Raw genomic sequence first — 26,242 nt, forward strand, 5'->3', positions numbered from 1 at the left:
AAGCAGATCAGGGGACGCGCTTCAGATCATTGCTTGATGCAGGTCGTTTCCCCAAAAGCGCTGCGCCCTTTTAGACGACATGTCTTAAACAGCTATCGCTTGCACATTGCAGCGAGCCTGCCATGATGGCGATCGGATGGGTCCTGTCATGGGGGTGATAGCGCGTGACGCCGCACATCGAGGCGGGCAGGGGAGATTATGCCGAAACGGTGCTGCTGCCGGGCGACCCCGAGCGCGCGCAGTGGATGGCGCAAACTTTTCTGGAGGCGCCGCGCTGCATCAATCTCCGTCGGGGCGCCCTCGGCTTCACTGGCCGTTTCCGCGGTAAGCCGGTCAGCATCCAGGCAACCGGCATCGGCGTCTCTTCTTTCCTGATCTATGCCCATGAGTTGCTGGACTATCATGGCGTGAAGACGCTGATCCGCACAGGAACATGCGGCGCATTGTCGGACGACGTTCCGCTGCGGGGCTTGGTCGTTTCAAGCGCCGTGCGCGCCGAGGGCCCGATCAGCGGGCAGGTGTTCGGACTTTACCAGCCGGCCGGCCCCGATGAGGCGCTCCATGCGCTGGCGCTGCAGCGGGCCGCCGATCTCGGCATTGCCTGCAGCGCCGGCCTGACCGTCTGCAGCGACATCTTCCATCATCCCGATGGCCGCGCCCGCTTCGACGAGCCCAGGGCGCTCGGCGCGCTGGCGGTCGACATGGAAACCAGCGCGCTCTACCGCATTTCGGCGCAGTTCGGCGCGCGCGCCCTATCGCTGCTGACCGTGGTCGACCACGTCGCCGCCGACGAGCAGACCGAGTATTCCGAACGCCAGGCGCTGTTCACCGACATGACCCGCCTGGCACTGGAAGTCGCGGTCACTGCTTAGGCGGTTTCCGCTTCAACTGCCCCTCGGCTGTCGACCGGCGACCCGCAGATAAAGCGGCAGGTTGTGCGCAGCATCGAAGCGAAGTTCCTTGTTCGATCAATGTTTCGTGCAGGTGGAGGCGGTAAAGGCGCCGTCCTGCTGCTTCATGATGATGTCGAAGGAGGGAGCGCCTGGATCGTCGAGCGTCGCCTGCGTCAGCGAGATCGAGTTGCCGCCGCTCGTATAGCCGCCGAGCGGGCCGAGCCAGCTGATCTCGCCATTGGCGTCCATCTGGTAGTTGTAGGTTCCCGACGTGCCGAAGGTCACTGGACCGCTATAGACATTGCCCTTGATGGTGATGTCGCCGAGATTGATGAAGAGGCCGAGCAGATAGACCTCGCAATGATAGACGCCGTCCGGAAGCTTGCCTTCGGCGAAGTCCGCGCGGGTCTTGCCCACGGCCGACGCAAGAAGCAGCAAGCTCAGAAGAATGCGAATCGGGAAGGCCATGCGGTCGCTCATTTCGGCGGCGACCTTGCCCCATTTTGCCGCTGCCCCGCAACTGGCCGGCGAGTGCCGGTACAGAGACGAGATTAAGCATTGGGCATTTTATGATTTGGGCAAAATCTAGGCAGAGCTGCGCAACGTTTTCTCAAACCCAGGGTGCTTGATCGGCGTCGTTTTATTCGATTGGCAGGCAGTAAGTCTTTGTATTTAACGACTATTTTTCCTGACCCGCGCATGCGTCCGCGTTTGGCACGTCGCTTGCAACCAAGTTTGATGAGATCGATCGTCGGCCATCACCGGTTGACGAGCGGAAGGGTTGCCTTCGAGGGGAAGGCGCTCGACCGGAGCGCGGCGTATGACCGCGCCCGGTCGGGCATCGCATCGTGCCGCAGGGCAGGGAGATTTCTCCGCTGCTCACGGTGCGCGAAAATCTGAAGGCCGGCTTCGCGCCGCTTCGGCGCGGCGACCGCAACATTCCTTCGCATGTCTTCGAGGTGTTTGCGGTGCTGAGGCAGATGCCTTCGCGGCACGGGCGGCGACTTGTGCGGTGACCAGCGGCAGCTCGCCACTCGGGCGGGCGCTGGTGATGCGGCCGAAGCTGCGCACGCCGTCGCCGGTCTCGCGATGCAGAATAGATTCCTCGTGCGGACGCCTAGATCATTGCGGATTATGCACCATTAATGACGCTTCCAAGTAACGGAATGGATCCTTGGGTCTTCGCTCCGGTTCGCGTCGTTACGCGGAAGGATGACGAAGTGTTCGACGGCTCTGGTGTGGCCAATAGCGCATGCTAGTCTTTGCATGGCCTTGGTGAGTCGGGCTCTTTCCGTATCAGTCGAGATGAAGGGGGATGGCGCGGGCTCCGCCCGCAAGGTCCGCGCAAGCAAGCTCGCCTAGCTTTCCCCGCAGTGATTGTCGGTCGATGCGTCCAACAAAAGCTTGCCAGGGGAAGGCGATGGAACGTTTTGTCGAGGACTATCAGAAGCGGCGGCTGACCGAGCGCGTCGATATCATGACGGCGATCAACATCCTGATGTCGCAGGGCTACGACGAGGATGATCTGCTCGGCGAAATAACCAAGGTTTTTTACGTCGACCTCGACGCCTATAACGAAGTAATCGGGCACCATTGACGGCTTGAGCCGCAAGACTTCAACCGTTCCGGAATTGCTCTGAGCTTCAAGCGCAGCGGTGGATGTCGAGCACGCGGCTGCGAGCGAAGACTCCGACATTCCGTAAGGTCAGAGGACGAACACCGACAACAGCAGTATGATGCCGACTGCCATCATCACCAGACCTGGCCAATTCTGAGACAGGCCGAGGAAACGGAGTCCGCGTCGCCGCGGCTCCAGTGTGGGGCCTGGTGTTGCCAGGTTCGGCGCCGGACGGTCCGGCGCTGTAGATGCCGGGTCACTCAGGCGTCCGCGCCTCAAAGTGGCGCCTGCCATGTAGACGACGCCTGCGATGGTAAGCAACGCACCGAGGATGACGGTCAATCTTCCCTCGCTCCTTTCCGACGCTGCGGGATGTGGCGAGCGTTTCGCGAGGTCGCCGTACCGATCTTTCGGCGAGATAACCCTCCGCCGACCTCGCGATCGGCTGGGACAGAACGGTCAACATGGCCGGCAGGTTCCGACAAGCCAACTGCCGACGGCGTGCCGCGCCGGGCAAACTTCCGGCGTTCCAACAAAGAGCCGCGCCAGTTTAGGCCGCCACCCGCTTCATCAGCGCCATTGCACCGAAGGGCGCACGCACCTTGCCCTCGCTTATGAAATAGGCGAACACGTCGCGCGGCTTGACCGGCGCGTCGGTCTTGGGATCGGCGCGCGGCAGGTCGGCCGGCTGCCCGCCTTCCGCCCAGGTCTTGACGCGGCCCGCCCATTCGTCGAGCCCTTTCGGAGTGTAGCAATCGGGATTGTCGTCGCTGCCGGTTTGCAGGCGGGCATAGACGAAATCGCCGGTGACGTCGGCGATCGCCGGATATTTGGCGTGGTCGGCATAGACGATGGCGGCATTGTATTTGCGCGCCAGAGCCGGAAATTCCGGCACGATGAAGGTGTCATGCCGCACTTCGAGCGCATGGCGCAGCGGCACGCCGTCCTGTTTCTCGGGCAGCAGCTTCAGGAAGGCCTCGAGATCGTCGGCATCGAATTTCTTCGTCGGCGCGAACTGCCACAGGATCGGTCCCAGCTTGTCGCCGAGCGCGACAATGCCCGAGCCGAGGAAGCGCATTATCGATTCCCCGGCCTCGCCAAGCACGCGGCGGTTGGTGACGAAGCGGTTGCCCTTGAGCGAAAAGACGAAGCCCTCCGGCGTGTCGTTCGCCCACTTGACGAAGGTCGGCTCCTTGAAGCTGGAATAATAGGTGCCGTTGACCTCGATGCTCGGCACCTGGCGGCTGGCAAAGTGCAACTGCTTGGCCTTGGCGAGCTTCTCCGGATAGAAGGAGGTGTCCCAGGGCTCGAAGGTCCAGCCGCCCATGCCGGAGCGGATCTTTCCTTGGATCATCGTCTTCCTCCTCCGAGTTTTGAATGCGGCTCAGGCTGCTTTGTCGACCGGCTTGGCCATGTCGACCAATATCCATCCTGGCCGGTATGGGTTGGCGCGGCGACCCGTCTCCCGATAGCCGTAAGCCGAATAGAGCGCGATGTTCCGCTCCATGCGCGAATTGGTGTAGAGGCGCACCTCCGGCACGCTCCATGACCGCGCCTGCTCGTCGGCGAAGTCGAGCAGCCTGATGCCGAGCTTCCTGCCCTGGAAGGCCGGCGAAACGGCAACGCTGAAGATCATGGCATGATGGTCGTGCCGCTCGAGGACAAGCAGCCCGGCCAGATCGGAACCATCCTCCAGCAGCCAGACCTCGCCGCGCGCAATACGGGGTGCATAGTCCTCGGTCACCGGGATCGGCGGCGCGCCGAACAGGGCGGTATAGGGGGCGTAGGCGTCCGTGGTTATCGCGACGACAGCTTGGAGATCACCTGCAAGCGCTTGCCTGATCTTCATTTGAGACTGTTCCAAACGCTTGCCGACCCACTCGCTCACTCGGCCGCTTCGCGCTTGCCCCCGGGGCGCCGCTCCAGAAGCTCCTTCAGGAACTGGCCGGTGTAGCTGCGCTTTTCGCGCACGATCGCTTCCGGGGTGCCGGAGGCTACCAGCTCGCCGCCACCGTCGCCGCCCTCGGGGCCGAGGTCGAGCACCCAGTCGGCGGTCTTGATGACTTCGAGATTGTGCTCGATCACCACCACCGTGTTGCCCTGGTCGACCAGCTCATGCAGCACTTCGAGCAGCTTGGCGACGTCGTGGAAATGCAGGCCGGTGGTCGGCTCGTCGAGGATGTAGAGCGTCTTGCCGGTCGCCTTGCGCGACAGTTCCTTGGCCAGCTTGATGCGCTGCGCCTCGCCGCCTGAGAGCGTCGTCGCCTGCTGGCCGATATGGATGTAGCCGAGCCCGACCTGCTTCAGCGTCTCGAGCTTGTCGCGCACGCCGGGCACCGCCGAGAAGAACTCGACGCCTTCCTCCACCGTCATGTCGAGCACGTCGGCGATCGACTTGCCCTTGAACAGCACGTCCAGCGTCTCGCGGTTGTAGCGCTTGCCATGGCAGACGTCGCAGGTGACGTAGACGTCGGGCAGGAAGTGCATCTCGATCTTGATGACGCCGTCGCCCTGGCACGCCTCGCAGCGGCCGCCCTTGACGTTGAAGGAGAAACGGCCCGGCTGATAGCCGCGCGCCTTAGCCTCCGGCAGACCGGCGAACCAATCGCGGATCGGCGTGAAGGCGCCGGTATAGGTGGCGGGGTTGGAGCGCGGCGTGCGGCCAATCGGCGACTGGTCGATATCGATGACCTTGTCGAGGAACTCCAGGCCCTCGATGCGATCATGCTCGGCCGGATGCTCGCGCGAGCCCATGATGCGGCGTGAGGCCGCCTTGAACAGCGTCTCGATCAGGAAGGTCGACTTGCCGCCGCCGGAGACGCCGGTGACGCAAGTGAAAGTGCCGAGCGGGATCTCCGCCGTGACGTTCTTCAAATTGTTGCCGCGCGCGCCGACGACCTTGATACGCCGGTTCTTTTTCGCCTCGCGGCGCACCGCCGGCGTCGCGACCTCGAGCTCGCCCGACAAATACTTGCCGGTGATCGAGGCGGGCGTCGCCATGATCTGCTGCGGCGTGCCTTGCGCGATGATCTCACCGCCATGGATGCCGGCGGTCGGGCCGATATCGACGACATAATCGGCATGCAGGATGGCGTCCTCGTCATGCTCGACGACGATCACCGTGTTGCCGATGTCGCGCAGGTGCTTCAACGTATCGAGCAGGCGCGCGTTGTCGCGCTGGTGCAGACCGATAGACGGCTCGTCCAGCACGTAGAGCACGCCCGTCAAGCCGGAGCCGATCTGCGAAGCCAAACGAATGCGCTGGCTCTCGCCGCCCGACAGCGTGCCGGAATTGCGCGACAACGTCAGATAGTCGAGGCCGACATCGTTCAAGAAACGCAGGCGCTCGCGGATTTCCTTCAGCACCCGGACGGCGATCTCATTCTGCTTTTCGTTGAGCTGCGCCGGCAGATCGGTGAACCACCGGTCGGCCTTGCGGATCGACAGCTCCGTGACCTCGCCGATGTGCCTGCCAGCGATCTTGACCGAGAGCGCTTCCGGCTTCAGCCGGTAGCCGTTGCAGGCGGGGCAGGGGGTGGCCGACATGAAGCGCTCGATCTCCTCGCGCATCCAGGCCGATTCCGTTTCCTTCCAGCGCCGGTCGAGGTTGGGGATGACGCCCTCGAAGGTCTTGGTCGTTTTGTAGGAGCGCAGGCCGTCGTCATACTGGAAGGTGATCTCGCGCTCGCCCGTGCCGTGCAGCACCGCCTGCTGCGCCTCGGCGCTCAGATCCTTGAACTTGTCGCCGAGCTTGAAGCCATAGGCCTTGCCCAAGGCCTCAAGCGTCTGCGCGTAATAGGGCGAGGTCGATTTCGCCCAGGGGCTGATGGCGCCGTCGCGCAGCGAGACATTCTCGTCCGGCACAACGAGGTTGGCGTCGATGGCGCGCCGGCTGCCGAGGCCGTCGCAGGTCGGGCAGGCGCCGAAAGGATTGTTGAAGGAGAACAGCCTGGGCTCGATCTCGGGAATGGTGAAGCCGGACACCGGGCAGGCGAATTTTTCCGAGAACATGATGCGCTCATGCGTCTCGTTCTTCGATTTGTTGACCGAGTCCTCGCCCGTCTGGCTGGCGTCGAGCGGCCGGTCGGCGAACTCGGCCACCGCCAGCCCGTCGGCGAGCTTCAGCGCGGTCTCCATCGAATCCGCAAGCCGCGTAGCCAGATCGCCGCGCACGACGATGCGGTCGACGACCACGTCGATGTCGTGCTTGTATTTCTTGTCCAGCGCCGGCACGTCGGCGATCTCGTAGAAGACGCCGTCGACCTTGACGCGCTGGAACCCCTTCTTCTGCAGCTCCAGAAGTTCCTTGCGGTATTCGCCCTTGCGGCCGCGCACGATCGGCGCCAGTAGGTAGAGACGCGTGCCCTCGTCCAGCGCCAGCACGCGGTCAACCATCTGGCTGACCGTCTGGCTTTCGATCGGCAGGCCGGTGGCCGGCGAATAGGGAATGCCGACGCGGGCGAAGAGCAGGCGCATATAGTCGTAGATTTCGGTGACGGTGCCGACTGTCGAGCGCGGGTTGCGCGACGTCGTCTTCTGTTCGATCGAGATGGCGGGAGACAAGCCGTCGATCTGGTCGACGTCCGGCTTCTGCATCATTTCCAGGAACTGGCGGGCATAAGCCGAAAGGCTTTCGACATAGCGACGCTGACCCTCGGCATAGATGGTGTCGAAGGCGAGCGACGACTTGCCGGATCCCGACAGGCCGGTCATGACGATCAGGCTGTCGCGCGGCAGGTCGAGATCGACGTTCTTGAGATTGTGTTCGCGCGCGCCGCGAATGGAAAGATATTTTGGTCGGCCATCGCCGGTCGCCGCCTCAGGTCTGGAATTTGCTGGATTGGCGGGTTTGTCCCGGCCATCCCCTATGTAGGTAATCTCGTCGCCGCGTCGAGAGACGCCACAATCTCGACCAAAGCGTTTAACCGCCTTTCGCGCGAGCGGGCAAGCGGAAAGAACAAAGGCCGAACACCCTCCTGACAAAGTGCTGTGGAAACAGCGGCTGCAAAAACCGTCGCGACCGATCAGTCGAAGGCATTCGACTTACCTGGACGTAACCTCCGATCACATTTTTCTGTAACCGGCTCTTCAACGGTTGACGTCTCGGACCCATGGGGGCAGTCTCAAAGGCGTCAACGAAGCCGGCCGTCTGTCGATGGCCTCGTCACCCAGAGGTGGCCTGCGAGACGCCGCAGGCTTCAGCGATTTGCGCTTCGGACGACATTGCCACAACGGACCAGGAGCGGAGCATGACGCCACCGGACAGTCCCTTGAGGCTCCACGAAGCGATGGAGCCGCGGCGGGCATAGTGCCAGGGTAGGCGTGAGCGCCACCCGAAAAACGTGACCTGCCGATTCCTACAATCAGAGACCATAGTCGGATCGTCGGCTGAAAGCCGCGTTGCATCCGAAACAGAACGCCGGCAGTCCACTCCCGGCTAAAATTGGGTTTCAGATCCATGAAAGCCCCGTCCACCTGCGGAAGCAGTGGCGGGGCTTGCATTTTGCGAGTCGAAGGTCCGTCGCCGGCGTCCGCAATGCGGGGTAAGCTTCAGTGGTTGGGAGGCCTGATGGCGCCCGTTGCCATGTCGATGGTTATGCTGCCCGAAATCCTGACATCGGTGTCGCCGATCTTGAACGTGCCGTTGCTGCCGGCTGGCAGTGAGTCGTCAGGCTCGGTCTGCGGCGCGGGCTTGGCGATACGGTAGTCGCTGCTCACGCCGGGCAGTTTTTGTGTCGAATTGTCGTCGGCAAAAGCGGCGGTGCCGACCGCAAGCACGCCGGCGACTGCACCAACGGCAAAACCCAGATTCGTCAAGGAACGCGCTCGGATCATGCGCGAACTATAGAGGCGCGCCGAAGGCGAGGCCAGATGCGCCGCAATCAATTTGCCGCGCGGTCAGGCCGCCTTCTTGCGCGTGTCGTAGACATGGTCGACGAGGCCCCAGGCCTTCGCTTCCTCGGCGGTCATGAAATAGTCGCGGTCGAGCGTGCGCTCGACCTCGTCATAGGTCCGGCCGCAATGCTTGGCGTACAGCTCCGTCATGTGGCGCTTGGTGCGCAGGATGTCCTCGGCGTGGCGCTGGATGTCGGAGGCCTGGCCCTGGAAGCCGCCCAGCGGCTGATGCAGCACGATCCTGGTGTTGGGCAGCGCGATGCGCCGACCGGGCGAGCCTGCCATCAACAGGAATGAGCCCATCGAGGCGGCAAAGCCCATGCACACCGTCGACACCGGGCAGGAGATGTACTGCATGGTGTCGTAGATGGCGAAGCCGCTGGTCACCACGCCGCCCGGCGAGTTGATGTAGATCGATATCTCCTTGTCGGGATGGTCCGATTCCAGCGACAGGAGCTGCGCGCAGACCAGCGCCGACACGCCGTCATTGATCTCGCCGTTGATGAAGACGATGCGTTCGCGCAGCAGCCGCGAGAAAATGTCGAAGGCGCGCTCGCCGCGGCTCGACTGCTCGATCACCATCGGCACGAGATTGGCAAAGGCGCTCATCGCAGATCTCCTCGGTTCTTTGGTCAAGCCGCGCGCAGCATCATGCTTGGCGCGTTGGCGGCAGCTGGGCTCTTGCGCGCGTGGAGCGAAATCCCGCAGCCGGCGCCGGAAACGGCGACGACAGGTTGCGCGACCGTCGCGAAACCATCATGGACGATTCTGAGATGCGTGCCGCCGGAAACCGTGCGCGCGAGCGTGAAGGTGACAATGCTTTCGAAGATGGGACCGTCGAATGCCGGTAGCCGGTCGGCAGTGTCCACGCCCGGTCGCTCGCGCCAGGAATAGCGCAGCAGCTTGCCGGGCTCGGCCTCGAGCACTTCGCACTCGATCGGCGCGTTTGGTCCGGCAAAGGCAAAGCGCTCACCGATCGCTGGCTTGATGTCGTTGGGCATCAGCCAAGCGGCGAGCAGTTCCGGCTCGGTGAGCGCCCGCCAGACTTTTTCCGGCGGATCGGCAAGCTCGCATTCGAAGCTGAGCGGCGCGTTGGCCGCTGCTGGGTGTTTGGTAATCGTCATTGGTCCATTTCCTTCAGAACCCTCTTCAAACGCTCGATGCGCTCCGGCCAGAAGGCGCGGTAGCGTTCGATCCAGCCGAGCAAGGGATCGAGCCCTTGAGGGTCGGCGCGGTAATAGGCGTTGCGGCCGGCGCGCCGCTCGATCACCAGTCCGGCGCCGCGCAGCACGGCAAGATGCTGCGAGACGGCCGGCTGCGACACGCTGACGCCGGCGCGCAGCTCGGACACCGTCAATTCGCCGGCCGCGAGCCGCTCGTAGACGGCGCGGCGTGTCGGATCGGCCAGGGCCCGGAAAATCTCTGCTTCGATCATGCGCAAAGCATAAGTCGATACTTATTGGTTTGGCAAGCGCCGTTTTAGGCCGTCCAGCGTCTCACCGGCTCCGCCGCTCCGTCGAAGCTTGCCTCGAAGATTGGCGATGCGAGCACGGCATGGATGTGAAGCGTGCCGGAAGCCACGTTTCGAAAGCCATGTTTGCGGTGCGCGGGAATGATCAGGGACTGCCCGGCGGCAAGCACGGCCCGTCGGTCGTCGACCCACATTTCGGCTTCGCCGGCAATCACCGTCAGTACTTCCTCGACCATATGCGCATGCGTTGGTGCGCCGCTACCCGGTCCGACCCACTGCTCGAATATGCAAAGGCCCGCTGCGCCATTGGCGGCGGCAACATGCATGCGGGTTTCGACCCCGGCGCGCCACGTTTCGCGCGGCTGATCCTCATGCGAAACAACGTTCATTCCGATATCCCCCTTGTTTCCTGCCCAGGAATACTACCTGTTGCTGACATTCCTTGACAGAAACAGCGGTCAAGACTAGAACGAACAGAGAACAAAAACATTGTGGGAAAAGCCAGCCTTCGCGGGCATGGGCGAACCGCAGGCTGTAAGGTGAGCGACTTAACATTTGTTTCGGATGAGCGCGGAGAAGTACGATGGCGGGTAGCGTCAACAAGGTCATTCTGGTCGGCAATCTCGGGGCGGACCCTGAAATCCGCCGCCTGAATTCGGGCGACCCGGTCGTCAACATCCGCATCGCCACGTCCGAAAGCTGGCGCGACAAGAATTCCGGGGAGCGCAAGGAAAAGACGGAGTGGCACAATGTCGTCATCTTCAACGACCAGCTCGCCAAGGTGGCGGAGCAGTATTTGAAGAAGGGCATGAAGGTCTATGTCGAGGGCCAGCTGCAGACGCGCAAATGGCAGGACCAGACCGGCAACGATCGCTACACGACCGAGGTCGTACTGCAGAAATTCCGTGGCGAGCTGCAGATGCTCGACGCGCGCGGCGAAGGCGGCGGCCAGGTCGGCAGTTATGCCGGCGGCAACAGCCGGGGTTCCGATTTCGGCCAGTCGGGTCCGAACGAAGGCTTCAGCCGTGGCGGCGGTGGCGGTTCCAGGGGCGGTGGCGGTGGTTCATCGCGCGAGCTGGATGACGAGATTCCGTTCTGAAGGTCTCGCAATCGTTGTTTGAGGGGAAGGCGCGATGTCGCTTGGATCGTTGCTGACAGCGCCTCCTCCCATTCCATGGCACGCGTTCGCCGCCTTCGCCGCGCTGGCGATAGGCGGGGCGCAACTGGCATTGCCGAAAGGCACGACACGCCACCGCGTCTTGGGCTATGCCTGGGCAGCGCTGATGCTGGTCGTCGCCGTCTCGAGCTTCTGGATCCAGCAGATACGCCTGATCGGGCCGTTCAGCCCGATCCACATCCTGTCGATCCTGGTGGTTGTCACCGCCCCGCTGGCGGTCTGGTATGCGCACACCCATAAAGTGGCCGCGCATCGCAGCGTCATGATCAAGCTCTACCTATTTGCGCTGATCGGCGCCGGCATCTTCACGTTGGTGCCCGGCCGCATCATGCACACGGTCGTATTCGGCCAATAAACAATTTCGAGCGAAAGTGCGCCGCGGTTTTCCGTCCGGAATTGCCTATAGTTGATAGTTGCGGCGATAGTCCGCTTGCAAAGCAGCGTCTAAGGAAGATCATCGTGAAAGCACGCGTCAAATGGGTTGAGGAACGCACCTTTGTCGGCGAGTCCGGCAGCGGTCACAAAGTCGTGCTGGGCACGGCGCGTGGGCCGGAAGGCCGGACGCCAGGGCCGAGCCCAATGGAGCTGGTGCTGATCGGCACCGGCGGCTGCTCGGCCTATGACGTGGTCCATATCCTCGAAAAAGGTCGCGAGGCGGTCGAGGACTGCGTGGTCGAGCTGGACGCGGATCGTGCCGAGACGGAACCGCGCGTCTTCACCCGCATCCACATGCATTTCATCGTCAAGGGTCGCGCGATGTCGCACGACAAGGTGAAAAGGGCGATCGACCTGTCGATCGAGAAATACTGCTCGGCCACCGCGATGATGGCCAAGACGGCGGCCGTCACGCATGATTTCGAGGTGGTCGATACAGCAGTGAAATAAGGCAGTAGGGATGCTGCTCAGGCAGCCATCAGCGCCCTGACGCCGTCGGCGACGAACTGCACCGCAAGCGCCGCCAGGATAACGCCGAGCAGCCTCGTCAGGATCGAGCGGCCGGTCTGGCCGAGGATGCGGTCGATGCGCTCTGCCAGCACGAACACCAGAAAGGTGAGCACAAGACAGATCGCGATGATGCCGACCAGCGCCGCTTGCGCGGCAAAGCCCTCGAAGTGTCCTGACAGCAGCACTGTCGCCGATATCGCGCCGGGACCGGCGATCAGCGGGATCGCCAGCGGAAAGGCGGCGATGTTGTGGATCATGTCCTTGGTGATGGCGACGTCGCCGATCTTCTCCTTGCGGTCCTGACGGCGCTCGAACACCATTTCGAAGGCGATGAAGAAAAGCAGGAAGCCGCCGGCGACGCGGAAGGCCGGCAGCGTGATGCCGAACACCGACAGGATCGACGCGCCGGCGACGGCGAACAACGCCATCACCAGAAAGCCGATCACCGAAGCTCGCACCGAGACTTGCTGGCGCTCGTCCCGGTTCATGCCACGCGTGACGGCGAGGAAGAGCGGTGCCAGCCCGGGCGGATCGATGGTCACCAGGATGGTGACGAAGGCGTTGAACAGGGTGTCGAAGCTCGGCATCGCTGGTCCCCTCCCGCCTGGCGAAGCCCAAGCCCTGCATTCGTAGAGCAAAGCGGGAGCGGTGGGAACAGGACGGGAGGATTTCAGCCGGCTATTCAGCTTTGTTGCAATAAGCCTCGAGCCGGTAGCCGTCAGGGTCGATTACGAAGGCGGCGTAGTAGTTGTCGCCATAGGCGGCGCGCAGGCCGGGCCGGCCATTGTCCTTGCCACCCGCAAGCAAGGCCGCCGCATGGAAAGCGTCGACGCCGGCGCGTGTCGGTGCGGCAAAGCAGAAATGCAGGCCGGAGTCCGCGTCGGCCGGGACCGGCCGGCCGGCCTCATTGACCCAGAGTTCTACGGTCCTGGCGCCGTAGCCGAGCGAGCCGGGTGACTGGCTGAGGCACGAGTAGCCGAGGGGCTCAAAAGCGGCGTCGTAGAAGCGTTTCGAGGCGTCGCAGTCGCGGACGCCGATCGAGATATGGTCAAGCATCCTTTTCTCCATGATTAAGGTGGTTGATCGGTCGGGCTGGAGTCGAGCGCCGCGCCAGGAACTCGACCTCCTTGCGCCAGGTTTTGCCGCCGTCATGCGAACGCTCGCCAAGCCAGCGGAAGGCGTTCTCGGTGATGTGCGAAAAGCTCCAGCGCACCGAGGAGCCGATGCCGTCGGCGCCGATCTGCACGATTGTGTCGCCTTCGGCGCGGCCGAGCTGGCGGCTGTAATACTGGTTGCGCGGATCGCTCCAGAAGATATGCCAGGCGTCCGCGCCGGGGTCGTAGACGCGCAACGTCGTGCCGTAGAAGGTCCATGGCCCGAGAGAGGCTTGCACCCCGGCATTCCGCGCCGGCAGAATCCAGACGTCCTGGACCGCCTTGCCCTCCAGAACCCAGCCGAAATGCACCTCGCCGCGCCCAGTGAGCCTGGTGCCGTCCTCCAGCGTGCGCGTGGCGTCGAAGGTCCAGGCGCCGATGAAGCGGCCGTAGAGTTTGAGCTTTTCGGCGAGATCCGGATTGGGAGCGTCGCTGTGCAGGGCTTCGGCAAAGGGATCGGTCATGGTTGCTGCCTCTTTGTCAGGAGAGGCGAGCAATAGGGGCATGGCGGGGTTCTGGGCTTGGGAAAAATTGCTATTTTTTCGCGATGGCGACGACTGAAAAAAACCTGGCCTCAGGGCATGGCTGGCAGGTATCCGACGTGATCTGCACGGCTCGCGCCGGCGACCGCCCGTTTGAAGAACAGCATCGCGGTTTCTGCGTCGCCGCCGTGACCAGGGGCACGTTCCGCTACCGGACGCGCCAGGGCACGGCAATGCTTGCTCCAGGCGCCATCCTGCTCGGCAATCCGGGCGCCTGCTACGAGTGCGGCCACGAGCACGGCGCGGGCGACCGCTGCCTCTCCTTCCATTTTTCGCCGGCCTATATGGAGCGCGTCGTCGCCGATGTGCCGGGCGCAAGCCGGCTCGGCTTTGCCGACCCACGCCTGCCGCCCTTGCCGGTGCTGGCGCCGTTGCTGGCGCAAGCGGAGGCGGCGCAGCAAACGGGCGACGGCGAGGCGTTCGAGGAACTCGGTCTGCGCATTGCCTGCGCGGTGGTCGGGGCTGCGGCCAATTCGTCCGAGGTTGCCCGGACACCCAGCGCCCGCGACCAGAAACGCGTAGCCGAGGCGGTGCGTTTGATCGAGCTCAACGCCGATCGCCGGCTATCGCTGACCGAACTCGCCGACGGCACGGCGACCAGCCCGTATCATTTCCTGCGCACGTTCCGTCATGTCGCCGGCATGACGCCCTATCAGTTCCTGCTGAGGACCAGGCTGCATCGGGCCGCGGTGCGGCTGTGCGCGTCGAACGAAGCGATCTCGACGATTGCGTTCGATGCCGGCTTCAACGACCTTTCGACCTTCAACCGGAGGTTCCGGCGCGAGATGGGAGAAGCGCCCGGCGCCTACCGCTGCAAACGGGCGGGCAGACGCGGGCATTAGCCAAGGCCGTTCGAGATCGACTTGGCCTGCGAGCTCAAAGTGTGGCTTTGGCCATATCGTCGCAATCAGCGGTATCCATTTGAAATTGCCGCCGAAATTGTCTTTGGAAAAGTGCCGTAGCCATTGGAGTTTCAGCCCGGCTTCCTATATAAGCGGCGAGTGATTCCCGACTGGATTGTGACCTGATTTGACCGACCAGAAGACACCGCGCGGGCCGGAGGGCGGCCCCACCGGCATCGAGCCGATTTCGATCATCGAGGAGATGCAGCGCTCCTATCTCGATTACGCCATGAGTGTGATCGTCAGTCGGGCGCTGCCCGACGTGCGCGACGGCCTGAAGCCGGTGCACCGCCGCATCCTCTATGCCTCGCATGAGAGCGGCTATCACTGGAACCGCAAATATGTGAAGTCGGCGCGCCCGGTCGCCGACGTGATGGGTAAATACCATCCGCATGGCGACGCCTCGATCTATGACGCGCTGGTGCGCATGGCCCAGGATTGGTCGCTGCGCGTGCCGCTGATCGACGGTCAGGGCAATTTCGGCTCGATCGACGGCGACCCGCCGGCGGCGATGCGCTACACCGAGTCCCGGCTGACCAAGGTTGCGCATGAGCTGCTGGAGGACATCGACAAGGAAACCGTCGATTTCCAGGACACCTACGACGCCTCCGCCACCGAGCCCAAGGTGCTGCCGGCCCGCTTCCCGAACCTGCTCGTCAACGGCTCGGGCGGCATCGCCGTCGGCATGGCCACCAACATCCCGCCGCACAATCTGGCCGAAGTCTGCAACGGCGCCATCGCCATCATCGACAATCCGGCGATCGACCTGCCTGCGCTGATGGAGATCGTGCCCGGTCCGGATTTCCCGACCGGCGGCATCGTGCTTGGCCGCTCCGGCATCTACAATGCCTATTCGACGGGCCGCGGCTCGATCGTCATGCGCGGCCGCGTCAACATCGAGGCGCGCGGCAACGACCGTGAATCGATCATCATCACCGAGATTCCCTATCAGGTGAACAAGGCGGCGATGATCGAGAAGATGGCCGAACTCGTGCGCGAGAAGCGCATCGAGGGCATCTCCGACATCCGCGACGAGAGCGACCGCCAGGGCTACCGTGTCGTCGTCGAGCTCAAGCGCGAGGCGGTCGCCGACGTCATTTTGAATCAGCTTTACCGCTTCACGCCGCTGCAGACCTCGTTCGGCGCCAATATGGTCGCGCTGAACGGCGGCAAGCCGGAAGTGCTGACGCTGATCGACATGCTGAAGGCCTTTGTCGGCTTCCGCGAGGAGGTTATCAGCCGGCGCACGAAATATCTTCTGCGCAAGGCGCGCGAGCGCGCCCATGTGCTGGTCGGTCTCGCTATCGCCGTCGCCAACATCGATGAGGTGATCAAGCTGATCCGCACCGCGCCAGATCCGCAGACCGCGCGCGAGCAGTTGATGGAACGGCGCTGGCCATCGCACGACGTCGCTCCGCTGATCCAGCTGATCGATGATCCGCGCCACCGCATCAACGAGGACGGCACCTACAATCTATCCGAAGAGCAGGCCCGCGCCATCCTCGACTTGCGCCTGCAGCGCCTGACCGCGCTCGGCCGCGACGAGATCGCCGACGAGTTGAACAAGATCGGCGCTGAAATCCTTGATTACCTTGACATCTTGTCTTCTCGCGCGCGCATCCAGCAGATCGTCAAGGACGAGCTGATCGCCGTCCGCGACGAGTTCGGCACGCCGCGCCGCACGGAACTCGCCGAGGGCGGGGCGGACATGGAAGACGAAGACCTGATCCAGCGCGAGGACATGGTCGTCACGGTCAGCCATTCCGGCTACATCAAGCGCGTGCCGCTGTCGCTCTACCGGGCGCAGCGTCGCGGCGGCAAGGGCCGCTCCGGCATGTCGACCAAGGAAGAAGATTTCGTCACCCGGCTATTCGTCGCCAACACGCATACGCCAGTGCTGTTCTTCTCCTCGCGCGGTATCGTCTACAAGGAAAAGGTCTGGCGCCTGCCGGTCGGCAACCCACAGTCGCGCGGCAAGGCGCTGATCAACATGCTGCCGCTCGAGCAGGGCGAGCGCATCACCACCATCATGCCGCTGCCGGAGGACGAGACGAGCTGGGGCGAGCTCGACGTGATGTTCGCAACCACGCGCGGCACCGTGCGACGCAACAAGCTGTCCGACTTCGTCCAGGTCAACCGCAACGGCAAGATCGCCATGAAGCTGGAGGAAGAAGGCGACGAAATCCTCGGCGTCGAGACCTGCACGGACAATGACGACGTGCTGCTGACGGCGAATTCCGGCCAGTGCATCCGCTTCTCGGTCTCCGATGTGCGCGTCTTCCAGAGCCGCAATTCCGTCGGCGTGCGCGGCATCGCCATGGCCGAAACCGACCGCGTGATCTCGATGTCGGTGATCGAACATGTAGATGCTTCACCGGCTGAGCGCGCGGCCTATCTGAAGCGTGCGGCATCCGAGCGTCGGCTTGCCGCCGGCGGTGCAGCCGAGGAGGAAGAGATCGCGCTGACCAATGAGGAGATCGGCGAGGAAGCCGAGCTTTCCGACGAGCGCTACGAATTCCTCAAGATGCACGAGCAGCTTGTGCTGACGGTGACCGAATACGGCTACGGCAAGCGTTCCTCGTCCTATGATTTCCGCCTGACGGGTCGCGGCGGCAAGGGCATCCGCGCCACGGATGTCTCGAAAGTGGCCGAGATCGGCCGGCTGGTCGCGACCTTCCCGGTCGGCAACGACGATCAGATCATGCTGGTATCGGATGGCGGGACCGTCATCCGCGTGCCCGTCGATGGCATCCGCTTCGCCAGCCGTGCCACCAAGGGGGTGACCATCTTCAACACCGCCGAAGGTGAGAAGGTGGTGTCGGTCGAGCGGATTTCGGAGCCGCAGTCGGACGAGGAAGCCGAGGAAGCGCCTTCGGGTGAAGCCGACACCGCAGAAGATTCGGGCGAGGGAAATCCCGAATAGCCTTACTGCGCGCCACCGGCCCTTGGCCGGTGCGATCATGGCTGGAAGTCAGCGGCGGTGGTACAGGTTGCGGCCTACGAAGCCATCGAGCCGCTTGGTGTTGGTCTTGATGCGCACCCGCGCCGCTTCCTGGTGCAATCCGAATGCGGTGGCGATCAGCATCACGATGGTCATTGCAGTGGCAAGCATGTAGATCAGCATTTGCGTGTTCTCCTGCGATCACAACGATAAAGATGGTGCTTTGGTTTCATCTCCTGAAGCGGCAAGCTGGTGAATGCTGCGTGAAGCGTTCGTGATTGTCGCATTCGTCTGTCGTTGACGTCCGTGAAAAGGTTCACGATCGGGCGCAGCAATGGGATTTGCCTTTGTCGGAGAGGCTCGCTAGAAGCCTGCCATGACCGAACGCACCGCCCTTTACGCCGGCTCCTTCGACCCGCTGACCAATGGTCACCTCGACGTGTTGAAGGCTTCGCTTGCCGTGGCCGACACCGTCTACGCTGCAATCGGCATTCATCCCGGCAAGACGCCGCTGTTTTCCTTCGAGGAACGCGTGAAGCTGATCGAGGCCGCGACCAAGGCGGAATTCGGCCGCGACAGCAACCGCATCAAGGTCGTCTCGTTCGATGGGCTGGTCATCGACGCCGCCAGGAAGCATGGCGCCTCGATCATCATCCGCGGCCTGCGCGACGGCACCGATCTCGACTATGAGATGCAGATGGCGGGCATGAACGAGACCATGGCGCCGGAGCTGCAGACGGTTTTCCTGCCGGCCAGCCCGTCTGTGCGCACCATTACCGCCACACTTGTCCGCCAGATTGCGTCGATGGGCGGCGACATCCGCCCGTTCGTGCCGGCGGCGGTCGCAGGCGCCCTCACTGCCAAATTCGCGAAATAGTGCATGTCGCCCAAAGGTGGATCCCGGTTTTGGGGCAACGACATGCACCCAAACAAAGACTTTCGGAGAACCTCATGCAGCTGAAAAAGCTTGCTTCGTTGCTTGTCGTGCTTGCCGGCGTTTTGGCGGCGTCCTTGCCGGCCTCGGCAGCCGACAAGGAAAACACCATGATCATCACGCTGAAGGACGGTGACGTGACCGTCGCGCTGCGTCCCGATCTGGCGCCGAAGCATGTGGCGCAGATCAAGAAGCTGGTGCGCGAGGGCGCCTATGACAATGTCGCCTTCCATCGCGTCATCGACGGCTTCATGGCCCAGACCGGCGACGTCAAGTTCGGCAACATGAAGAAGGGTTTTAATCCCGAGGCTGTCGGCACGGGCGGATCCGACCTTCCCGATCTGCCTGCCGAGTTCTCGCAGACCGAGCAATTCACCCGTGGCGTGGTCGGCATGGCCCGCTCACAGGACCCGAACTCGGCCAATTCCCAGTTCTTCATCATGTTCGCGCCCGCGCCGAACCTCGACGGGCAGTACACCATTGTCGGCAAGGTGGAGAGCGGCATGGATCTGGTGGACAAGATCAAGAAGGGCGATGAGGCGGACAACGGCACGGTCAAGGACCCGGACCGCATGATCAAAGTCCGCATCGCTGCCGACAGCAAGTAACTGCTCGATTTTCAAAAGGATTTTCTGACATGGCTGAGATCAAGGACCGCGAGAACGCGCTCATCATGGAAACGACCAAGGGCGAGGTCGTCATCGAAATGTATCCGGACCTTGCGCCCGGTCACGTCGCGCGCATCAAGGAATTGGCGCGCGAGGGCGCCTATGACGGCGTGGTGTTCCACCGTGTCATCGACGGCTTCATGGCGCAGACCGGTGACGTCAAATTCGGCAACTCCTCGAAGCCGACGTTCGCCCCGTCGCGCGCTGGCATGGGCGGCTCCGACAAGCCGGACCTCAAGGCCGAATTCTCCAACGCCAATCACGGCCGCGGCACCTGCTCGATGGCGCGGGCGCAGAACCCGAACTCGGCGAACTCGCAGTTCTTCATCTGCTTTGACGATGCCTCCTTCCTCAATCGCCAGTACACGGTCTGGGGCCAGGTCATCGAAGGCATGGAGAATGTCGACAAGATCAAGCGCGGCGAGCCGGTGCAGGATCCCGACAAGATCGTGTCGCTGAAGGTCGCGGCCGACGTCAAGTAAGGCATAGTACGATGATGGGCGCAGTCTGGTCCCTGCTCGGCATCCTGTCCGGCGCCTTCATCGCCATCCAGGCGCCGATCAACTCGCAATTGGCGCGCGGCCTCGGCCTTCCGGTCGCGGCCGCCGCTTTCTCGTTCCTGTCGGGCGCCGTCGTTCTCGGTATCATCGCGATCGCCGTGGTGAAGCTGCAGGGCCTCTCGCTCGACTGGAAGGCGCCGGCACCCTGGCTGTTCGTCGCCGGCGGCATGCTCGGCGGATTCTACGTCACGCTCTCCACCATTCTTACGCCGCGCATCGGCGCGGCGGCGCTGATGGCCTTCCTGGTCGCCGGCCAACTGATCGCCGGCATGCTGGTCGACCGGGCCGGCTTCCTTGGTGTTGCCGTGCGCGAGGTCTCGCTTGGCCGCGTGGCCGGCGCCGTGCTGCTGCTCGTAGGAGCGCTGCTCATCCGGCTCTACTAATGCGCGTCGATCTTTTCGACTTCGACCTGCCGGAGGAGTGCATTGCGCTGCGCCCGGCGGAGCCGCGCGACAGCGCCAAGCTATTGGTGGTCAAACCGGGCGAAACGCTGCGCGACCGCACCGTCAGCGATCTGCCGTCGCTGCTGAGAGAAGGCGACGTGCTGGTATTCAACGATACCAAGGTCATTCCGGCCCAGCTGAAAGGCATCCGCAAGCGCGGCGAAGCGATGGCGCAGGTCGAGGCCACGCTGCATATGCGGCTCGCGCCGGACCGCTGGCGGGCCTTCATGCGGCCCGGCAAGCGCATCGCCGTCGGCGACCGCATTCATTTCGGCCACGACCAGAATTCCTGCTTTCTCGGCCAGCTCGACGCGACGGTGATCGAGAAAGGCGAGGCGGGCGAGGTGTTGCTCGGCTTCGACCTCTCGGGCGTCTTTCTCGACGAGGCAATGCACGCCGTAGGCCACATCCCATTGCCGCCATACATCGCCTCGAGGCGAGATGACGACGAGCGCGACCGCAGCGACTACCAGACCATCTATGCCAGGGAAGAGGGCGCGGTCGCGGCCCCCACCGCCGGCCTGCATTTCACGCCGGAGCTGTTTGCAGCGCTGGAAGCCAAGGGCATCGAGCGGCGCTTCGTCACGCTGCATGTCGGCGCCGGCACTTTTTTGCCGGTTAAGGCCGACGACACCGCCGACCATAAGATGCACGCGGAAACGGGCTTGGTGAGCCAAGAAACGGCAGACGCGCTCAACGCTGCAAGAGCGCGGGGAGGGCGGCTTGTCGCCGTCGGCACGACCTCGCTGCGCCTTCTGGAAAGTGCTGCGCTTGAGGATGGCAGGATCGAGGCCTGGTCCGGGCCGACCGATATCTTCATCACCCCCGGCTACCGCTTCAAGACAGCTGACATGCTGATGACCAATTTCCATCTGCCGCGCTCGACGCTGTTCATGCTGGTCTCGGCCTTCAGCGGACTGGACGCGATGCGTTCGGCCTATGCGCATGCCATCGAGAGCCGCTACAGGTTCTACTCCTACGGGGACTCCAGCCTGCTTTACCGAGCGGAGACGAGCGATGGACGATGATCTAGAGAGAATGGACCGCGAGGCGCTCATCGCGGAAGTGACAAAGCTGCGCGCCGGTATCCGCGCGCATCGCGATGCGACCGGCCATGATCTCTGCTGGCATCATCCCGACCTCTGGGACCTGCTGCCGGAGAAGACCGAGCCGGCGATCGCCGTGCCGCCGTGGCCGAAATTCATGCGCGGCTGCATCCGCTACCGGCAGTCGCTCGACGAGCAGGCACCCGGCGCCCCGGTGCACGACAAGGAATTCGATGGCTGAGACTTTCTCTTTCAAGCTGCTCGCCACCGACGGCAAGGCGCGTCGAGGCCTCATCAGCATGCCGCGCGGCGAGATCCGCACGCCGGCCTTCATGCCGGTCGGCACCGGCGGCACCGTCAAGGCCATGTATATGGATCAGGTGCGCGGTGTCGGCGCCGACATCATCCTCGGCAATACCTATCATTTGATGCTCAGGCCAGGCGCCGAGCGCGTGGCGAAGCTCGGCGGCCTGCATGAATTCGCGCGCTGGCCGCACCCGATCCTGACCGATAGCGGCGGCTTCCAGGTAATGTCGCTGTCGAAGCTGAGGAAGCTTAGCGAAACGGGCGTCACCTTCCGCTCGCATATCGACGGTGCGCGCTACGAGATGTCGCCGGAGCGGTCGATCGAAATCCAGGGGCTGCTCGATTCCGATATCCAGATGCAGCTCGACGAGTGTACGGCGCTTCCCGCCAAGCCGAAGGAAATCGAGCGCGCCATGGAACTGTCGCTGCGCTGGGCCGAACGCTGCAAGACGGCGTTCGGCGATCAGCCGGGCAAGGCGATGTTCGGCATCGTGCAGGGCGGCGACAGTGCTGTGATGCGCGTGCGTTCGGCGCAGGCGTTGGCGGCGATGGACCTCAAAGGCTATGCCGTCGGTGGGCTGGCGGTCGGCGAGCCGCAGGCGGTGATGCTGGAGATGCTGGACATAACCTGCCCGGAACTGCCGGCCGACAGGCCGCGCTACCTGATGGGTGTCGGCACCCCGGACGACATCTTGAAATCCGTGGCACGCGGCATCGACATGTTCGACTGCGTGATGCCGACGCGTGCCGGCCGCCATGGTCTGGCCTACACGCGCCGCGGCAAGATCAACCTGCGCAACGCCCGCCATGCCGACGATCCGCGTCCGCTGGACGAGGAAAGCGACTGTCCCGCCGCGCGCGACTATTCGCGCGCCTATTTGCATCATCTCGCACGCTCGCAGGAGTCGCTCGGCGCAATGCTGCTCACCTGGAACAACCTGTCCTACTACCAGAAGCTGATGCAGGACATCCGCGCCGCGATCGAGGCAAAAGCCTTCGAGACGCGCGCTGCCGAGATTTCGGAAGGCTGGGCGAGGGGCGATCTGCCGGCGCTATGAGCGCTTTTATGTGCTCACCGAAGTCGCGGCGCGCAGGCTGCAGCCGGTGATCTTAAAGCTGCCGTCGGGCTGCTGTTCGAGCGTGTACACCGCCTCATAGTCCTTGCCGTCGGGCCCGACGATCAGCACCTGCTGGACGATCGAGGCCGGCCCGGTCTGCTCCACCTTGCCGAAGGAATAGTTGTGCGGCCTGCGCACCGGCGCATAGCCGTTGGTCACCATGTTCATGAAGGTGTCGACGGTCGGGAAGATCCGCTTCACATTTGGCGCGGCGAAGCTGTAGGCGGTGGCGCCGTCATCGGCGAGAAAGGCCTTGAGCTGGCTGTCGATGACTGTTTGCGCCGCTTTGATCTCGGCGTCACCGGCGAAGGCCATGGATGCAAGAACCATCGGAACGAGAGCGAGTGCGAACAATACGCGGCGCATGGCCTGCCTCCAGAATTCGCGTGGAACAACTATCATACGCTGGCCGGCGTGCCGTGGTTTCACCGTTTCGCAGATTTCTTGCCTGCATGGATGCCTCCGCTAGGACCTGACCTGAGGTGTTCCCGAACTGTCCTTGGTGGCGTCCCCGTGCCGGTGTGGCATGCCGATCGCGAAGTTGCGGCAAGCGGCCGCCAAGGCGCGTGCAGCCTGATGCTTGAAAGCCCGTCGCCAGTCTGCCACAAGGGCCGCTCATTCGCGAAGACTGGCAGGACCGGAAATGAAGGCATTTTTCGTGCAGATAAAGTGCGATCTGGGCAAAGCCTATGAGGTCGCCAGCGCGCTCGCCGATGCCGAGATCGCCTCCGAAATCTATTCGACCGCCGGCAATTACGACCTGCTCGCAAAATTCTATGTCGACGACGAGGAAGACATCGGGCACTTCATCAATGAACGGGTGCAGATCCTGCCTGGAATCAAGGACACCTTCACCATCGTCACTTTCCGGGCGTTCTGATTTTGCCGTTTGATGCCCGCTCACCGGGCAGGATCTGACCCGGCGTCGCTCCCGCTGCCCTAATCGTAGGCAATTTGCGTAGGACGGCCGCCAGCGCCGCCCAAATCATCGATTGCGCTTGATTTTCTCCAGCCGGGCCAGTGAAATGGCTTCAGAGGGGAGTACGCGATTGGCAGCGTTCGACGAAATGCTTCCGGAAGTCTCCGGATTGAGAAGACCATACCAGGCTTATGATCGCTGGCTGAAGGAACAGGACCCGGCCAGGCTCACCCAGAAAATGGAGGACGCCGAACGCGTCTTCCGCAAGACCGGCATCACCTTCGCCGTCTATGGCGAGCAGGAAGCTTCCGAACGGCTGATCCCCTTCGACATCGTCCCGCGCATCATTTCCGGCCAGGAATGGCGCCGGCTGACGCAGGGCATCGAGCAGCGCGTGCAGGCGCTCAACGCCTTTCTCGACGATATCTACCACCGCCAGGAAATCCTGCGCGCCGGGCGCGTTCCCAAAGAACTGGTGGCGAAGAATGAAGCGTTCCTGCCGGAGATGATCGGTGTGAGACCGCCGGCCGGCGTCTACACCCACATCATCGGCGTCGACATCGTGCGCATCAGCGAGAACGAATTCTACGTGCTTGAGGACAATGCCCGCACGCCGTCGGGCGTCTCCTACATGCTGGAGAACCGCGAGACGATGATGCAGCTCTTCCCGGAGCTGTTCCAGCAGATCAAGGTGCGGCCGGTAGAGAACTATCCGCAACTGCTGCGCCAGTCGCTGGCGGCAGTGCGGCCGCAGAGCGCAAAGGGCGCGCCGACCATCGCGGTGCTGACGCCGGGCAGCTACAACTCCGCCTATTTCGAGCACGCCTTCCTCGCCGACCAGATGGGCGTGCAACTGGTCGAAGGACAGGATCTGCGCGTGGTCGACGGCCATGTCACGATGCGCACCACCGAAGGCTACAAGCAGATCGACGTGCTTTACCGGCGCGTGGACGACGCCTTCCTCGATCCGCTGACCTTCCGGCCGGATTCCGCGCTCGGCGTGCCAGGCATCATGGATGTCTATCGGGCCGGCAACATCACCATCGCTAACGCGCCGGGCACCGGCATCGCCGACGACAAGGCGATCTATTCCTATATGCCCGAGATCGTCGAGTTCTACACAGGCCGCAAGGCGATCCTCGGCAACATCCCGACCTGGCGCTGCTCGGAGCCCGACAGCCTCAAATATGTGCTGGAGCACATCGGCGAGCTTGTCATCAAGGAAGTGCACGGCTCCGGCGGCTACGGCATGCTGGTCGGCCCCGCGGCGACCAAGAAGGAATGCGAGGCGTTCGCCAAGAAGCTGCAGGCCAAACCCGGCAATTACATCGCCCAGCCGACGCTCGCGCTGTCGACATGCCCGATCCTGACCGAGAAGGGGCTGTCGCCGCGCCATGTCGATCTCAGGCCTTATGTGCTGGTTTCGGATCGTATCCAGATCGTCCCGGGCGGCCTGACTCGCGTCGCGCTCAAGGAGGGGTCGCTTGTGGTCAACTCCTCGCAAGGCGGTGGGACGAAGGACACGTGGGTGTTGGATGATTAAAGAGCGAATAGAGAGTAGCGAATAGCGAATAGCGAATAGGGAAAGAGGGGGATCCGACGCAATCAATTCTTACAGAGACCTAATTGTTTGGAAGGTGACCAAACTGACGAAATCGGAAAATGCTGCGATCGATGATCAGGAGCCTTCAACAGAGATCATGAAATCTTTTTTTCGCTACTCGCTACTCACTATTCGCTATTCGCTCGACACCGGAGCAAGCTGACATGCTTCTCGGCCGCACCGCCAACGGTCTCTACTGGATGAACCGCTACATAGAGCGGGCCGAAAACATGGCGCGCCTGGTCGATGCCGGCCTGCGCATGGCGCTGACGCGCACGCAGAACGCGTCGGAGGAATGGAACTCCGTGCTGCTCAGCGCCGGTTCCGACCTGGCCTTCTCGCAGAAATACCAGGACTACACCGTCGCCAACGTCTCTGATTTCCTGCTGCGCGATACTTCGAATCCGTCGAGTACGATGGCCTCGATCGAGACGGCGCGCAACAATGCGCGCATGGTGCGCACAGCGCTGACGCGCGAGACCTGGGAGAGCATCAACGAGGCCTGGATGTCGCTGAAGCGGATGCTGGCACGGCCGATCGACGAGCGCGATCTGCCGACGGTGCTCGACGCGATCAAGCGCGAAACGGCGCTGATCCGCGGCTCGTTCTACGGCACGATGCTGCGCAACGAGATCTTCGACTTCTCGCAGCTCGGCACCTATGTGGAGCGCGCCGACAACACGGCCCGCATCCTCGACGTGAAATATTATGTGCTCTTGCCGTCGATCTCCTGGGTGGGCTCGACACTCGACAATTATCAATGGGAATCGATCTTGCGCTCGGTGTCGGCGCACCGCTCCTACCGGTGGGTGTATGACGCGGACTACAAGCCGACCAACATCGCCGACTATCTGATCCTCAATGTCCGTATGCCGCGCTCGCTGACCTTCTGCTATCGCTTCCTCGGCGAGCATTTGAGATTCCTCGCCGACGACTATGGCGAGCGCCATGCCTGCCACGCCACCGCCGAGAAAATTCAGACGATGCTGAAGAAGGGGTCGATCAAGGATATTTTCGACCACGGCCTGCATGAGTTCCTGGCGGAATTCATTCGTGACAACACTAGGCTGGGGGATGAGATCGCCCTGGACTACCGGTTCTACTGAG

At 63.0% G+C, this 26,242-nt stretch carries 32 protein-coding genes and 1 pseudogene; 18 read left to right on the forward strand and 15 right to left on the reverse strand.

The annotated features are described in order from the left end of the window. Positions 1-164 precede the first annotated feature (164 nt). Positions 165-872, forward strand: coding sequence for a purine-nucleoside phosphorylase (locus tag EJ078_RS28700; protein ID WP_066992426.1), 708 nt, complete (start codon positions 165-167; stop codon positions 870-872). Positions 873-968: 96 nt separating this feature from the next. On the opposite strand, the gene EJ078_RS28705 is transcribed toward EJ078_RS28700, so the two are convergent. Next, the gene (locus EJ078_RS28705) at positions 969-1,361 is read right to left on the reverse strand and encodes a hypothetical protein (RefSeq protein WP_095800800.1); all 393 of its coding nucleotides are present in this window, start codon (positions 1,359-1,361) and stop codon (positions 969-971) included. A gap of 264 nt (positions 1,362-1,625) precedes the next feature. On the opposite strand from EJ078_RS28705, the pseudogene EJ078_RS30920 reads away from it, so the two are divergent. Both EJ078_RS30920 and EJ078_RS28715 read left to right on the forward strand, forming a co-directional pair. After that, a pseudogene (locus EJ078_RS30920) lies at positions 1,626-1,959 on the forward strand (ATP-binding cassette domain-containing protein); the annotation flags it as partial. A gap of 354 nt (positions 1,960-2,313) precedes the next feature. After that, the gene (locus EJ078_RS28715; RefSeq protein WP_082953673.1) at positions 2,314-2,490 is read left to right on the forward strand and encodes a hypothetical protein; all 177 of its coding nucleotides are present in this window, start codon (positions 2,314-2,316) and stop codon (positions 2,488-2,490) included. A 108-nt stretch (positions 2,491-2,598) separates the two neighbouring features. Here EJ078_RS28715 and EJ078_RS30610 read toward each other — a convergent pair whose 3' ends face one another. From EJ078_RS30610 to EJ078_RS28755, 9 genes are all read right to left on the reverse strand, one after another. After that, on the reverse strand, positions 2,599-2,805 hold the full coding sequence (locus tag EJ078_RS30610) for a hypothetical protein (protein WP_127217534.1): 207 nt from the start codon (positions 2,803-2,805) through the stop codon (positions 2,599-2,601). 256 nt (positions 2,806-3,061) lie between these two features. Further along, on the reverse strand, positions 3,062-3,865 hold the full coding sequence (locus EJ078_RS28720; RefSeq protein ID WP_245459001.1) for a DUF72 domain-containing protein: 804 nt from the start codon (positions 3,863-3,865) through the stop codon (positions 3,062-3,064). Between the two features lie 30 nt (positions 3,866-3,895). Beyond that, a complete protein-coding gene (locus tag EJ078_RS28725) occupies positions 3,896-4,360 on the reverse strand; it encodes a GNAT family N-acetyltransferase (RefSeq protein ID WP_095825316.1) in 465 nt (154 codons plus the stop codon). Between the two features lie 35 nt (positions 4,361-4,395). Further along, complete coding sequence (gene uvrA, locus EJ078_RS28730; protein ID WP_208721685.1) at positions 4,396-7,293, reverse strand: excinuclease ABC subunit UvrA; 2,898 nt, start codon at positions 7,291-7,293, stop codon at positions 4,396-4,398. A 768-nt stretch (positions 7,294-8,061) separates the two neighbouring features. Beyond that, positions 8,062-8,328 (reverse strand): hypothetical protein, encoded by a 267-nt coding sequence (locus tag EJ078_RS28735; protein WP_245457298.1) that lies wholly within the window; start codon positions 8,326-8,328, stop codon positions 8,062-8,064. A gap of 81 nt (positions 8,329-8,409) precedes the next feature. Continuing rightward, positions 8,410-9,015: an ATP-dependent Clp protease proteolytic subunit gene (locus tag EJ078_RS28740; protein ID WP_066992448.1), complete on the reverse strand. Its 606-nt coding sequence runs from the start codon at positions 9,013-9,015 to the stop codon at positions 8,410-8,412. A gap of 23 nt (positions 9,016-9,038) precedes the next feature. Further along, positions 9,039-9,530 (reverse strand): SRPBCC domain-containing protein, encoded by a 492-nt coding sequence (locus tag EJ078_RS28745; protein WP_127217318.1) that lies wholly within the window; start codon positions 9,528-9,530, stop codon positions 9,039-9,041. Beyond that, a complete protein-coding gene (locus tag EJ078_RS28750) occupies positions 9,527-9,841 on the reverse strand; it encodes a metalloregulator ArsR/SmtB family transcription factor (protein WP_067319753.1) in 315 nt (104 codons plus the stop codon). Before EJ078_RS28750 ends, EJ078_RS28745 begins: the two co-directional genes overlap by 4 nt. Positions 9,842-9,885: 44 nt before the next feature. Then, entirely contained in the window at positions 9,886-10,266 is a 381-nt protein-coding gene (locus tag EJ078_RS28755) for a cupin domain-containing protein (RefSeq protein WP_245457297.1), read from the reverse strand. 194 nt (positions 10,267-10,460) lie between these two features. Here EJ078_RS28755 and EJ078_RS28760 point away from each other — a divergent pair, with 194 nt between their 5' ends. The 3 genes from EJ078_RS28760 to EJ078_RS28770 all read left to right on the forward strand — a co-directional run bounded on the left by EJ078_RS28760 (position 10,461) and on the right by EJ078_RS28770 (position 11,939). Further along, entirely contained in the window at positions 10,461-10,976 is a 516-nt protein-coding gene (locus EJ078_RS28760; protein WP_127324940.1) for a single-stranded DNA-binding protein, read from the forward strand. Between the two features lie 34 nt (positions 10,977-11,010). Then, on the forward strand, positions 11,011-11,409 hold the full coding sequence (locus tag EJ078_RS28765) for a DUF2306 domain-containing protein (RefSeq protein WP_127403924.1): 399 nt from the start codon (positions 11,011-11,013) through the stop codon (positions 11,407-11,409). A 104-nt stretch (positions 11,410-11,513) separates the two neighbouring features. Beyond that, on the forward strand, positions 11,514-11,939 hold the full coding sequence (locus tag EJ078_RS28770; RefSeq protein ID WP_067319759.1) for an OsmC family protein: 426 nt from the start codon (positions 11,514-11,516) through the stop codon (positions 11,937-11,939). 17 nt (positions 11,940-11,956) lie between these two features. On the opposite strand, the gene EJ078_RS28775 is transcribed toward EJ078_RS28770, so the two are convergent. From EJ078_RS28775 to EJ078_RS28785, 3 genes are all read right to left on the reverse strand, one after another. After that, positions 11,957-12,586 (reverse strand): MarC family protein, encoded by a 630-nt coding sequence (locus EJ078_RS28775; protein ID WP_066992466.1) that lies wholly within the window; start codon positions 12,584-12,586, stop codon positions 11,957-11,959. 91 nt (positions 12,587-12,677) lie between these two features. Continuing rightward, positions 12,678-13,055: a VOC family protein gene (locus tag EJ078_RS28780; RefSeq protein ID WP_127324938.1), complete on the reverse strand. Its 378-nt coding sequence runs from the start codon at positions 13,053-13,055 to the stop codon at positions 12,678-12,680. After that, entirely contained in the window at positions 13,048-13,617 is a 570-nt protein-coding gene (locus EJ078_RS28785; protein WP_127216436.1) for a hypothetical protein, read from the reverse strand. The genes EJ078_RS28780 and EJ078_RS28785 overlap by 8 nt, the downstream gene beginning before the upstream one ends. Before the next feature lie 83 nt (positions 13,618-13,700). Here EJ078_RS28785 and EJ078_RS28790 point away from each other — a divergent pair, with 83 nt between their 5' ends. Together EJ078_RS28790 and gyrA are read left to right on the forward strand one after the other, a co-directional pair. Continuing rightward, the gene (locus EJ078_RS28790; protein WP_127216435.1) at positions 13,701-14,537 is read left to right on the forward strand and encodes an AraC family transcriptional regulator; all 837 of its coding nucleotides are present in this window, start codon (positions 13,701-13,703) and stop codon (positions 14,535-14,537) included. A gap of 187 nt (positions 14,538-14,724) precedes the next feature. Then, positions 14,725-17,520, forward strand: coding sequence for a DNA gyrase subunit A (gene gyrA / locus EJ078_RS28795; protein ID WP_067319763.1), 2,796 nt, complete (start codon positions 14,725-14,727; stop codon positions 17,518-17,520). Positions 17,521-17,568: 48 nt separating this feature from the next. Here gyrA and EJ078_RS28800 read toward each other — a convergent pair whose 3' ends face one another. Beyond that, positions 17,569-17,721, reverse strand: coding sequence for a hypothetical protein (locus tag EJ078_RS28800; RefSeq protein WP_082953674.1), 153 nt, complete (start codon positions 17,719-17,721; stop codon positions 17,569-17,571). Between the two features lie 193 nt (positions 17,722-17,914). On the opposite strand from EJ078_RS28800, the gene coaD reads away from it, so the two are divergent. From coaD to tgt, 7 genes are all read left to right on the forward strand, one after another. After that, positions 17,915-18,415 (forward strand): pantetheine-phosphate adenylyltransferase, encoded by a 501-nt coding sequence (coaD, locus tag EJ078_RS28805; protein ID WP_127403923.1) that lies wholly within the window; start codon positions 17,915-17,917, stop codon positions 18,413-18,415. Positions 18,416-18,582: 167 nt separating this feature from the next. After that, complete coding sequence (locus EJ078_RS28810) at positions 18,583-19,080, forward strand: peptidylprolyl isomerase (RefSeq protein ID WP_245307383.1); 498 nt, start codon at positions 18,583-18,585, stop codon at positions 19,078-19,080. Between the two features lie 29 nt (positions 19,081-19,109). Continuing rightward, on the forward strand, positions 19,110-19,622 hold the full coding sequence (locus EJ078_RS28815; protein ID WP_066992487.1) for a peptidylprolyl isomerase: 513 nt from the start codon (positions 19,110-19,112) through the stop codon (positions 19,620-19,622). 11 nt (positions 19,623-19,633) lie between these two features. Then, positions 19,634-20,083 carry a DMT family transporter gene (locus EJ078_RS28820; RefSeq protein WP_066992491.1) on the forward strand — a complete coding sequence of 150 codons (450 nt, stop codon included), beginning with the start codon at positions 19,634-19,636 and terminating at the stop codon, positions 20,081-20,083. Then, the gene (gene queA, locus EJ078_RS28825; RefSeq protein WP_127403922.1) at positions 20,083-21,171 is read left to right on the forward strand and encodes a tRNA preQ1(34) S-adenosylmethionine ribosyltransferase-isomerase QueA; all 1,089 of its coding nucleotides are present in this window, start codon (positions 20,083-20,085) and stop codon (positions 21,169-21,171) included. Before EJ078_RS28820 ends, queA begins: the two co-directional genes overlap by 1 nt. Beyond that, on the forward strand, positions 21,161-21,430 hold the full coding sequence (locus EJ078_RS28830) for a hypothetical protein (protein WP_095780556.1): 270 nt from the start codon (positions 21,161-21,163) through the stop codon (positions 21,428-21,430). Before queA ends, EJ078_RS28830 begins: the two co-directional genes overlap by 11 nt. Continuing rightward, complete coding sequence (gene tgt / locus EJ078_RS28835) at positions 21,423-22,553, forward strand: tRNA guanosine(34) transglycosylase Tgt (protein WP_127324529.1); 1,131 nt, start codon at positions 21,423-21,425, stop codon at positions 22,551-22,553. Before EJ078_RS28830 ends, tgt begins: the two co-directional genes overlap by 8 nt. A gap of 6 nt (positions 22,554-22,559) precedes the next feature. On the opposite strand, the gene EJ078_RS28840 is transcribed toward tgt, so the two are convergent. Beyond that, on the reverse strand, positions 22,560-22,979 hold the full coding sequence (locus tag EJ078_RS28840; protein ID WP_127216942.1) for a DUF4864 domain-containing protein: 420 nt from the start codon (positions 22,977-22,979) through the stop codon (positions 22,560-22,562). Positions 22,980-23,256: 277 nt separating this feature from the next. On the opposite strand from EJ078_RS28840, the gene EJ078_RS28845 reads away from it, so the two are divergent. The 3 genes from EJ078_RS28845 (at position 23,257) to EJ078_RS28855 (ending at position 26,241) form a co-directional block, all read left to right on the forward strand. Continuing rightward, positions 23,257-23,493, forward strand: coding sequence for an Lrp/AsnC ligand binding domain-containing protein (locus EJ078_RS28845; protein ID WP_066992504.1), 237 nt, complete (start codon positions 23,257-23,259; stop codon positions 23,491-23,493). Positions 23,494-23,662: 169 nt separating this feature from the next. Further along, positions 23,663-25,075, forward strand: a complete 1,413-nt coding sequence (locus EJ078_RS28850; RefSeq protein WP_066992507.1) for a circularly permuted type 2 ATP-grasp protein — start codon at positions 23,663-23,665, stop codon at positions 25,073-25,075. Positions 25,076-25,299: 224 nt separating this feature from the next. Beyond that, complete coding sequence (locus EJ078_RS28855; protein ID WP_066992511.1) at positions 25,300-26,241, forward strand: alpha-E domain-containing protein; 942 nt, start codon at positions 25,300-25,302, stop codon at positions 26,239-26,241. The last annotated feature ends 1 nt before the right edge of the window (position 26,242 follow it).

Source organism: Mesorhizobium sp. M1A.F.Ca.IN.022.06.1.1 (genome assembly GCF_003952605.1).
In the GTDB taxonomy this organism is placed as follows: Bacteria; Pseudomonadota; Alphaproteobacteria; order Rhizobiales; family Rhizobiaceae; genus Mesorhizobium.